The organism is Myceligenerans indicum, assembly GCF_016742955.1.
Taxonomy (GTDB): Bacteria; Actinomycetota; Actinomycetes; order Actinomycetales; family Cellulomonadaceae; genus Myceligenerans; species Myceligenerans indicum.
Window position 1 is genome coordinate 1 of record NZ_JABBYC010000079.1, and the last position, 9,601, is coordinate 9,601.

13 protein-coding genes and 1 tRNA gene are annotated in these 9,601 nt (G+C 68.6%); 4 read left to right on the forward strand and 10 right to left on the reverse strand.

Annotation, left to right across the window (positions count from 1 at the left end; translation table 11 throughout):
- Positions 1 to 284: transposase (locus HGK34_RS21145; protein ID WP_201851200.1), on the forward strand; the 284-nt coding region annotated here is incomplete at its 5' end.
- Here HGK34_RS21145 and HGK34_RS21150 read toward each other — a convergent pair.
- Genes HGK34_RS21150 through HGK34_RS21160 form a run of 3 tightly spaced genes read right to left on the reverse strand, consistent with a single transcriptional unit; the run spans position 281 to position 2,044 of the window.
- Positions 281 to 439 (reverse strand): hypothetical protein, encoded by a 159-nt coding sequence (locus HGK34_RS21150; protein WP_201851202.1) that lies wholly within the window; start codon positions 437 to 439, stop codon positions 281 to 283. The two genes, HGK34_RS21145 and HGK34_RS21150, sit on opposite strands and share 4 nt — an antisense overlap.
- Before the next feature lie 7 nt (positions 440 to 446).
- Complete coding sequence (locus tag HGK34_RS21155; RefSeq protein WP_307816158.1) at positions 447 to 1,274, reverse strand: class E sortase; 828 nt, start codon at positions 1,272 to 1,274, stop codon at positions 447 to 449.
- Entirely contained in the window at positions 1,271 to 2,044 is a 774-nt protein-coding gene (locus HGK34_RS21160; RefSeq protein WP_307816159.1) for a DUF881 domain-containing protein, read from the reverse strand. The genes HGK34_RS21155 and HGK34_RS21160 overlap by 4 nt, the downstream gene beginning before the upstream one ends.
- Before the next feature lie 131 nt (positions 2,045 to 2,175).
- On the opposite strand from HGK34_RS21160, the gene HGK34_RS23070 reads away from it, so the two are divergent.
- Entirely contained in the window at positions 2,176 to 2,436 is a 261-nt protein-coding gene (locus HGK34_RS23070; RefSeq protein WP_201851204.1) for a cell division protein CrgA, read from the forward strand.
- 136 nt (positions 2,437 to 2,572) lie between these two features.
- On the opposite strand, the gene HGK34_RS21170 is transcribed toward HGK34_RS23070, so the two are convergent.
- Both HGK34_RS21170 and HGK34_RS21175 read right to left on the reverse strand, forming a co-directional pair.
- Positions 2,573 to 3,280, reverse strand: coding sequence for a rhomboid family intramembrane serine protease (locus HGK34_RS21170; protein ID WP_307816160.1), 708 nt, complete (start codon positions 3,278 to 3,280; stop codon positions 2,573 to 2,575).
- 210 nt (positions 3,281 to 3,490) lie between these two features.
- Entirely contained in the window at positions 3,491 to 4,033 is a 543-nt protein-coding gene (locus HGK34_RS21175; RefSeq protein ID WP_201851206.1) for a peptidylprolyl isomerase, read from the reverse strand.
- Between the two features lie 118 nt (positions 4,034 to 4,151).
- On the opposite strand from HGK34_RS21175, the gene HGK34_RS21180 reads away from it, so the two are divergent.
- Positions 4,152 to 5,240: a hypothetical protein gene (locus HGK34_RS21180; RefSeq protein WP_201851208.1), complete on the forward strand. Its 1,089-nt coding sequence runs from the start codon at positions 4,152 to 4,154 to the stop codon at positions 5,238 to 5,240.
- Positions 5,241 to 5,295: 55 nt separating this feature from the next.
- Here the strand turns inward: HGK34_RS21180 and HGK34_RS21185 are convergent, their stop codons facing one another.
- Both HGK34_RS21185 and HGK34_RS21190 read right to left on the reverse strand, forming a co-directional pair.
- Positions 5,296 to 5,871, reverse strand: a complete 576-nt coding sequence (locus HGK34_RS21185) for a PfkB family carbohydrate kinase (RefSeq protein ID WP_201851210.1) — start codon at positions 5,869 to 5,871, stop codon at positions 5,296 to 5,298.
- On the reverse strand, positions 5,858 to 6,304 hold the full coding sequence (locus HGK34_RS21190; protein ID WP_201851212.1) for an anthrone oxygenase family protein: 447 nt from the start codon (positions 6,302 to 6,304) through the stop codon (positions 5,858 to 5,860). The genes HGK34_RS21185 and HGK34_RS21190 overlap by 14 nt, the downstream gene beginning before the upstream one ends.
- Before the next feature lie 90 nt (positions 6,305 to 6,394).
- Between HGK34_RS21190 and HGK34_RS21195 the strand changes: the two genes are divergently transcribed.
- Positions 6,395 to 6,973: a TetR/AcrR family transcriptional regulator gene (locus tag HGK34_RS21195; protein ID WP_201851214.1), complete on the forward strand. Its 579-nt coding sequence runs from the start codon at positions 6,395 to 6,397 to the stop codon at positions 6,971 to 6,973.
- Positions 6,974 to 7,278: 305 nt separating this feature from the next.
- Here HGK34_RS21195 and HGK34_RS21200 read toward each other — a convergent pair.
- The 3 genes from HGK34_RS21200 to HGK34_RS21210 all read right to left on the reverse strand — a co-directional run bounded on the left by HGK34_RS21200 (position 7,279) and on the right by HGK34_RS21210 (position 9,333).
- A tRNA-Ala gene (locus tag HGK34_RS21200) sits at positions 7,279 to 7,351 on the reverse strand.
- Positions 7,352 to 7,384: 33 nt separating this feature from the next.
- A complete protein-coding gene (locus tag HGK34_RS21205; RefSeq protein ID WP_201851224.1) occupies positions 7,385 to 7,540 on the reverse strand; it encodes a DLW-39 family protein in 156 nt (51 codons plus the stop codon).
- A gap of 134 nt (positions 7,541 to 7,674) precedes the next feature.
- Positions 7,675 to 9,333 (reverse strand): beta-1,3-glucanase family protein, encoded by a 1,659-nt coding sequence (locus HGK34_RS21210; protein ID WP_201851216.1) that lies wholly within the window; start codon positions 9,331 to 9,333, stop codon positions 7,675 to 7,677.
- Positions 9,334 to 9,601: the final 268 nt, after the last annotated feature.

The window sequence follows — 9,601 nt, forward strand, 5'->3', positions numbered from 1 at the left end:
CGTCAACCCGCCGGGCGCTGCGCAAACGCGGGATCACGTTCACCAGCCCGGAGAAGAAGGACCACACCGCCCACCGGCTGCGCAAGGGCCACCGGGGCGGACGCCCGCCCGTCTTCGACGCCGAGGCTTACAAGGGCCGCAACGTCGTGGAACGCTGCTTCAACCGGCTCAAACAGTTCCGCGCCCTGGCCACCCGCTACACCAAGAGAGCCGCCTTCTACCGCACCGAACTCACCCTCGCCGCGATCATCCTCTGGCTCCGCGATTCACCGGACACGGCCTAGTTCCCGACCGTGGTGTCGTTGAACGGCATGTAGTCGCTCAGCCAGGGGAACACGTACTCAAAGCAGACGGCGAGCAGGATGATCCCGATACCCGCGCACAGCAGGACGCGGGCCCAGGTCGGGCCGGGGAGGAGGTTCCACAGTGCGGCGTACATCGACGTGTCATCCCTGTTCTTCCAGCAGTTCCTTCGGCGTGCCCTCGCTGACGGGGGCCCAGTAGTCCAGCTCGCCGTGCACGATATATCGCTGCGCCGCGGAGAACATGGGGTGACAGGTCGTCAGCGTGATGAACCGCTGGGTGGGTTCCGGCATCGGCTCGCCCGGCTTGACGCCCGGTACCGTGGAAATCACCTCGATGTTCTGCGGCAGCACGATCTTCGAGTCGGTGACCTTGTAGACGTACCAGGTGTCCTCGGTGCGGACCACCAGGGCGTCCTGCTTCTTCAGCTCGTGGATCTTGTTGTAGGGCTTCCCGTACGTGGTGCGGTGGGCTGCGGTGGCGAAGTTGCCCAGGGCGCCCGGCATCTCGGTGCCCACGTAGTGGCCGATGCCGATCGTGTCGAGCACGGTCGCCTTGTCGGTGCCCTCGGCGATCGGCTTCAGGTAGTCGCTGCCCCAGCGCGGCACATACATCTGGGCGAACGTCTCACCAATGGCCGCGGGTTCGTCGAGGACGGGCGGTGCGTCGCGGTGCTCGGTCGCGACGGCGGTCTGAGGACCGTTGTCGGTCGCCGCCGGCTCCTCCCAGCCCATGTCGGCGACGATCTGCTGCTGGGTGCGAGCGCCCTCGACGTCGGTCCACCACAGCTGCCACACGACGAACAGGCCCAGCAGGACGCCCACGGTGACGAGCAGTTCCCCGAACACGCCGACGACGCCGGCGACCAGCCCACCTCCGGGATGTCCTCCGTGGCTCGCATGCCTCCGGCGTGGTCCGGTGGGTGGTGGCGACGCCGGGAACAACGCGACTGAGGCGGGTGAGCGATTCACGCGAAGACGTCCGTTCCTTCCGGGACTCGGGCGTAGCGGAGCTCGCCACTCGACTGGGACGCGGGAAGCTCGACGTGGTCCTGTGTCTGGACTCCCCAGCCCAGGTGCACCCAGTCGACGTAGGCCCGGTAGTTCTGCACGCCTTCATCGTCCTCCAGTGCCTGAACGAGCGCCTCCTGGTCGCCGATGACGGTGACCTGGTACGGAGGAGAGAACACCTTGCCGTGCAGGAGCAGGATGTTACCGGAGCAGCGGAACGCCGAGGTGGAGGTGACGCGTTCACCCTGCAACGTCATCGCTTCGGCGCCTCCGACCCAGAGGGCGTTGATGACGTTCTGGAGGTCCTGCTGGTGCACGACCAGGTCGTTGGGCTGCGGGTCGCCGGGGATGGTGTCCAGGGACGACGGCGGTGCGTCGTCAAGAGTGACCGTGAGGCCGGGGCCGCTGACGGCGGAGGATCCGGCGGCCACCCCCTCGCGGGCGGCGATCGGCGGGGGCACCTGTGGGAGGTCACTCCCGGCCTGGTCGCTCAGCGTCAGCGAGTTGATCTCCCGGTTCAGGGCGGAGGCCCGTTCGGACAGGTCTGTCACCCGGTCCGACTCGGCCTGCACCAGGGCGGGGATGTCCTGTGGCTGGCGCGAGCCCGACAGGAGCGCCTGGCGCCCGCTGGCGACGAACAGCAGGCCTGCGAGCGCGAGCACGCCGCCCACGATCACCCAGGAGCGCACGCGCGCAGCAGTCAACTCCGTGCCCCGTACCAACCGGCTCACCGGAAACCTCCCGTCAGCGTCACCGTTCGCTCGCCTCGACCACTACGCTAGTCCACGAGAATGCCATCGCCCGACCCTCACGCGCCGAAGCGGTCGAGGGCCGGCACCCGTCCGGACAGGAGCCCCCGAGCGTGCCCGAGTCGAAGCCCCGTAAGAAGAAGACCGTCGCCCCCCGGCCGGTTGACGCCCCGGCCGCGAAGCCCAAGGAGAGCCCGCGCTGGCTGGCTCCGCTGATGGTGGGCCTGATGGTCCTCGGTCTCGCGTGGATCGTCACGTTCTATCTGACGAGTTCGGGGCTGGGGCTTCCTGTGCCGCAGCTCGGCCAGTGGAACCTCGCGATCGGGTTCGGCCTGATCATCGTGGGTTTCGGCCTGACGACGCGCTGGCGCTGACGCCCTCGGCAGCCGCTCCGGGTCTTTCCACAGCCACCGGCAGACTTTCCCACAGCTGTGGGTAAAGCTGTGGAAAAGTCCTGAGGTCGGGGCGTACGCCTTGCGCCCGCGACAGGCACTCGACCGGTGAGCGGTCTCAGTACGAGAGGGCCGCGAGGGCAGCCCCGAGCATGGACTCGTACTTGACGATCGCGGCCAGGACGAGGATCACGAGCATCCCGGCCGGTGCGGCGACCCCGATCAGCCCCTGCGCGCGCCTCGGCGCGAAGGCGAACGCCGATCCGACGGCCAGCCCTGTGACCAGCCCTCCGAGGTGCGCCTGCCAGGCGATGCTGGGGACGACGAAGCCGAGCACGCCGTTGATCGCCAGCAGGACGAGGATCGGCCCGGCCGACCGGCCCAGTCGGCGCAGTACTGGCAACATCGCGCCGAACAGGCCGAACACCATTCCTGAGGCACCGACGGTGCCCTGCATCCAGGACACGCCGAACGGACCGGGCAGCCCTGCGAACAGCAGGAAGCCAACGGATCCGCCGATCGCCGACAACGCGCACAGGACCGCGAACCGCACCCGGCCGAGGAGAGGTTCGAGGAACTGGCCCGTGATGTACAGCGCGTACATGTTGAAGGCGATGTGCAGGAGCATGCCGGTGGAGTGCAGGAAGGCCACCGTCAGGAAGCGCCAGGGCTCGGTCGCACCTCCAGCCGGCCAGAACAGCCACCGGTCGGTCCAGCCGAGGCCCGGGACGAGCTGGAGCAGGAAGCTCACCACGCACATCCCGATGATCGTGAACGTGACGACCGGCCTCCCGGCACGCATGCTGCCGCCCAGTACGGTCGTCACCCGTGGTGCCTGCCGGGCGGCCTCCTTCACGCAGTCGACGCACTGGATACCCACGGCGGCCTGCCGCTGGCACTCAGGGCAGGCCGGACGCCCGCATCGCTGGCAGCGCACATAGGAAGGCCGGTCGGGGTGCCGCGGACAGACCGGGGGCCCGGCCGGCGCGTCGGGGGTCGCGCTTGCCTCGTCGTCGGCGATTTCTCGGCCCTCCGGTCAGTCTTCGACGGTGACGGAGTTGATCGTGATGTCCTCGACCGGCCGGTCGCCCGGACGGGTCGGGGTCTTGCTGATGGCATCGACGACGGCGCGCGACGGGTCGTCGGCGACCTTTCCGAAGATCGTGTGCTTACCGTTCAGCCACGGAGTCTCCGCGGTGCTGATGAAGAACTGGGACCCGTTGGTGCCCTCGGGCTCACCGGTCACCGGGTTGCGGCGCTTGCCGGCGTTGGCCATGGCGAGGAGGTACTTCTCGTTGAACTCGAACTTCTCCGGGTGGATCTCGTCGTCGAACGTGTAGCCGGGGCCGCCGGTGCCGGTGCCCAGCGGGCACCCGCCCTGGATCATGAAGTCGTCGATCACCCGGTGGAAGATCAGGCCGTCGTAGAAGGGGTCCTTGCGCTCCTCGCCCGTGCGGGGGTCCGTCCAGGCCTTCTCACCGCGCGCGAGTTCGACGAAGTTGCGGACCGTCTTCGGAGCGTGGTCACCGAACAGCTCGAGGCGGATGTCACCGGCGGATGTGTGCAGGGTTGCGAACATGCCTCCAATCTTTCCACGTCGCGCGAGTGTCCGGCCTCGCCACGCGCGGCATGCGATGGCAGAGTGGGTGCTACATACCAGATTGTTGGACGGCAGACATCCCGGGGGGTTCCTTTCCATGGGACGCAAGATCACTGGTGAACACCAGGTCGATACGGAAAAGCTGAAGCAGCAGGCCGCCGCTGCCGCCGCGTTGCTGAGCGAGCGGGGCACGAGGGCTGCGCATCAGGCCGGAACACTTGCCGGGCAGGCCAAGGAGCAGGCCATCCACGCCAAGGACTGGGCACAACCGCGGGTCACCGAGCTGCGGCACTGGGCACAGCCTCGCGCGGAGAAGGCGTGGCGGGACGGCGTGCAGGCGGCAGCGCCCCGCGTACGGCAGGCCGCGGACAGAGCCGTGCCTCTCATCGACTCCGCGCACCACAAGATCGTCGATGACCTGCTCCCGCGCGCCGTGGCCGCGGCGAACATCGCCGCGGCGCACGCGGCCGAGGTGCAGCACCAGGTCGACGAGGCAGCGGCCCCTCACCTGACCGGCAGAGCGGCGAAGGCCGCGAAGAAGGCTGCCGCGGCGGCGGAGAAGGCATCGGCCAAGGCTGCTTCGGCCGCCGCGAAGCAGGCCGCCAAGGAAGCCAAGACCGGCTCGGCGGGGAAGCGCTGGGTCTGGGCTGCGGTCGGGGTCGGCGCGGTGGCCGCGGGCTACGTCTTCTGGAAGCGGGCGCAGCCGCAGAGCGACCCGTGGGCCGAACCGTGGGAGCAGACGTCGGCCGCTGACTACTCGGGCTCGTCGAACACCACGGACGCCAAGCAGCGGGTCGGTTCCGCCGCCGAGACGGCGGTCGCCAAGGGCCGGGAGGTCGCGGGTGCGGCTGCCCGGCAGGCGTCGGCAGCAGCAGGCAAGGCGACGTCGGCGGCACGTTCCGCTGCGGGCAAGGCCGGTTCCGCGGCTCGTGCGGGTGCGCAGAAGGTCTCGGAGGCAACGCCCTGGACCTCCACGGGGGCCGAGGAGGACACCGCCGCGGAGCAGACCTCGTCAGCCGACTCACCGGAGCCGGAGGACATGGCGAAGCCCACCCCGGCGACCTCACGGTCGGCGAAGAAGAAAACGCCCGATTCCGGCGCAGGTTCCGAAGACGAGCAGGGCAAGGACGCGTATGCGTTCGATGACGTCGAGACCCCGGAGGGTTCCGCGGGCAAGCCCGCCTGATCCCTCGGGCACGACGCCGGGCGGGTGCCTTCGGGTGTCCGCCCGGCGTCGTCGTTCACGGTCGCACGTGTCTGCCGGTGGCGAGTGTCTCCACCTCGGCGGCCGTCGGAACGGCGTCCTGTGCTCCCCTGCGCGTGACCGCGAGAGCACCTGCCGCACCCGCGCTGAGTGTGGCGTCGGGCAGGGTGGCGCCTCGGGAGAGAGCGGCGGCCAGCACCCCGCAGTAGGTGTCTCCCGCGCCCGTCGTGTCGACGGCATGAACCTCGACGGCCGGAGTCCTGACCGGCGATCCGCTCCGTTCCACGACGAGACTGCCGGCGCCTCCGAGCGCAACGACGACCGCGGGTACCAGGGCGAGCAGCGACGACGCGAGCGCTTCGGGGGCGGCCTCTTCGTTGCCGGCCGGGAGGAGGTCGGCCCCCTCGGTGAGACCGACCAGGTCGACTGCCTCGGCCTCGTTGACGACGAGGACGTCCACCTGAGACCAGATGTCATCCGGCAGTCGGCCCGACGGCGCCGCGTTCAGCACCACGAGGGCTCCTGTCCGTCTGGCAGCAAGGGCGGCTCGTACCGTGTCGGTCGGGATCGCCGCGTCGCACGTTCGGCGTAGCCCGGACTCAGGTGAGGGCAAGGACCAGCAGAGCGAAGGCGGCGACGATCACGGCGACACGGAGGTAGTGGAGGCGGTCCCAGCGCTTCAGCTGCTGCTTCCAGTCGTCGGGCCGGTTGTCGGCGGTCCACGCCTTGTTCCGGTTGTTGATCGGGACGAGCAGCAGGACCGACATGATCACGCTGACGATCAGCAGCGCGCCGGCGGTGACGACGAGTTCGGTTCCCTGGTGCTGCCGTCCCGCGACCGCCCAGATCGCGACGAGGACGACCGAGCCGATGTACCAGACCGGCATGGCCGCCCCGAGCATCCGGCCCCCGTGGGCGCGGCCGCGCTGGCCCGCGTCGTCCGGGAGGGCATTGAGGATCGGATTGAGGACGACGGCAACGGCGAACTCCACCCCTACCATCACACCGACGATCACGGTGGTGAACACCTCAAGTGCGTTGAGCATGAGGACCCCTTCTGAATCTAGCGTCGATAGCTCGTAGTGCGACGCTAGCACTGCTGTTGCTCGTACGTCTAGCAATGCTAGGCTCGGGTCATGTCAGTACAGGAGCGCAAGGAGCGCGAACGGGCGACCCGCCAACGCCTCATCCTGGCAACGGCCCGCGAACTCGCTGAGCAGCACGGCTGGGACGCGGTCACCACCCGCCGGCTGGCCGAGCGCATCGAGTACAGCCAACCGGTGCTCTACAGCCACTTCCGCGGCAAGCGCGAGATCGTCGGTGCCGTCGCTCTCGAAGGCGCCGCCGAGCTGGCGATCGCGCTCCGGGCCGCAGCGTCCGCCGCAGACGGCCCGCGGGCACGGGTGGCCGCCCTTGCTCGCGCCTACCTGGATTTCGCGCAACGCAACCCGGCGGTGTACGACGCCATGTTCCAGCTCGACGGCGGCCTGGCCTTCGCGCAGCCCGACACCCCCGAACCGCTGAAGGACGCCTTCGCGGCCCTGCTGGAGAACCTCGGCGAGGTCGCCGGCGCCGATGTCGACCCGGGCCTGTTCACGGAGGTGTTCTGGGCGGCCGTGCACGGGCTGGCAACCCTGACCCGGACCGGACGGCTGCCGCCGGAGGACGCCGAGCGCAGGACGGAGCTGCTGGTGAACCGGCTTGCCACGCTCTGACCCGCCGTCCCGTCAGGTGTGGACAGCACACGACCTCGTGCTCCTGCGAGACAGAATGCCTCATGCCGGAGCCCGGGGTGCGGGGTCACCGGGCACGCCGGGACCCCGTCACAGAGCTGGTCTACCGCCACGAACTGCGACCAGAACTGGAGACCGGCGCGACGGTCATGGATGACGTCTTTGACCACGTCGACGACGGAGAGGCGGCACGACGGAGTCGCGTGGACCGACCTCGCGACGGACTTCGGGCCCTGAAACGGCGAATCCCACCGGGCCGATTAGGTATCGCGCCTGGTGGGAGTGGGTGGAGCCAAGGGGACTCGAACCCCTAACCCCCTGCTTGCAAAGCAGGTGCGCTACCAATTGCGCCATGGCCCCGAGCGAGACGCCGGTACCGACGCCTCGCACATACTACTCGACGGTGTCGGTGACCTCGGACCACAGGTCCCGGCCCTCGGCATCCTCGTTGAGTTTGCGCCACAGGATGTACCCGGCGCCGGCGGCCAGAATGAGGACGAGCAGCTTCTTCACGAGTTCCTCCGTGGTCGGTGAACGACGGACCGACATCTGCGGTCCTCGTGCGTTCCACAATCCCACATTCGCGGCGGCGACGACCAGTTGGAGCACCTCCGATGTCGTCAAGGCAGGCGTGGCGGGCCGGATCCCGGCCCGCCACGCCTACCGCCGCATCATGCCCGCCGTCAGGACGCGCCGAACGTCCATGACTGCTCGACGCCGCCCCCGCAGCTACGGATCTCGAGCTTCTGCCCGTCCTGCATCGCACCACCGATCACCGCGAGACACTTGCCCGACCGAGGGTTCACCAGATGCCGCGCACCGGCGTCATAGGTCCACTGCTGGGCGCCTGTGCCGTTGCACGTCCACAGCTGGACCGCGGTCCCATCGGCGGTCCCGCCTCCCGACACGTCCAGACACTTGCCGAGCGCCGCGATCGTGCCGTCCGAGCGAGTCCAGGTCTGGGCCGCGTTTCCGCTGCAGTACACGATCTGGATGGGATTGCCGTCGGAGGCGTCCGCCCACGGCACATCCATGCACATGCCGTTGCCGGCGAGCACGCTGCCCGTGCCCCCCGGCAGTGCGCCGGAGGGTGGGTCCTCGCCGCCCCCACCTGAGCCCCCGATCGGAGTGGCCGCTCCCACGAACGGATCGAGCTGCATGAACGCCTCTGTCGGGCTGCCGTCGTGAACCAGGGACTCCTGGTTCTCCACGTCGTCGAACGCGAAGGCGTATGCCTTGCCGTCAGCCATCTGTTCGTGGATGTACTTCCCGTAGTAGTTCGTCCGCCCGTCCTCGTAGAACGTGTCCGACGACGGACCGGGGTGGACGTCGCCCAGCAACAGCGTCGACCGGTGGAATCCGGCACACAGGGTCCGGGCGATGGCACCGACGTCGTCGTTCGGAGCGAACAGGTCGCCGGCACAGCCGAAGATCGACTCGGCCGAGGGCTTGGGGAAGCTCGCCACGAATCCGCCTCCGGAGTTCGTGAACGTCATCGTGTCGCCCGAGACGGTTCCGAAGAACTTGGTGTCCGGCGCGAATCCATACGGTGCGATCGTCAAGGTCCTGGAGCGGTAGCGCTCCCATACGTCGTCGACGTACGAGGAGATCACATCGGGGGAGATCTGACCGGTTCCGATCCCGTGTCCCGGGGACAGCACGCGCAGGACGGAGCCGTTCGGTGCGGTCTGCTTCAGGCCGTTCCACCCCGGCGTGCCGTCGAGTGCGGAGACGACGTTGGAGAATCCGTCGGGCTTGAGCATTCCGGTGTGCAGGATCTCGCCGTCCGACGTCCGCAGACCTGTCTGGTAGGGCGCGGAGAAGAAGTCGACCTGGGTGCTGTTGATCCACAGGCCGGAGTCGTTCAGCGTGTACTCGGTCCAGCTGAACATGATGTCCCGGTTGGGGTCGCTGGGATTCTGCACGGCTGGCTGCACCAACCGCCCGTCGAGCACGATCTGGAAGGTCATCTTCGAGCCGTAGCTGAAGTAGACGCGGCCGGAGAGCTTCGGCATCTGGATCGTCGTCGACTGCCCCTGTGAGGGGCCGGGAATGGAGGCGTCCGGCGCCGGTTCAGGGACGGCGCCGGCGTCGGGCCATGGATGGAACGCGCCTGCGGCGTCGGCGTAGCCCATCTGGCCGTCACGCTCGCCCAAGATGTAGAGGAAGACCTGGTCGCCGCGGTCGGAGTTGTTGGTGACGGTCAGAGGGATGCTGTCGGGAACGGCCATGACGGCCTGCTGCGCCCCACCCTCTGGCACGCCCTGCGCGGCGGTGGCCCAGGGAACAAGGAGACACGTGACTGCTGCGAGGGTTCCGATCAGTTTCCGGGACGATGACATCTGAACCTCCTCGGGTTCGTCGGCAGTGGAGCCCCGTTGCCCCGCGTGCACAGACGCCTTTGCCCGGCACGCCGTCCCACGATAAGTACAGGTTACTGACTTGTCACCCTTCGAAGACGCGTCTGGGCCGACAGACCTACTGGGTTAGCGGCCAGAATGTGTGTCTGCTGAGGGGGTCTTGATACTGGTGGGGGGCGGTTTTCGGGGCTCTGTTATGCCCTGGTGGGCATGGCAGAGCAGGGTGGTGGACATCGTCGCCGGTGTCAGG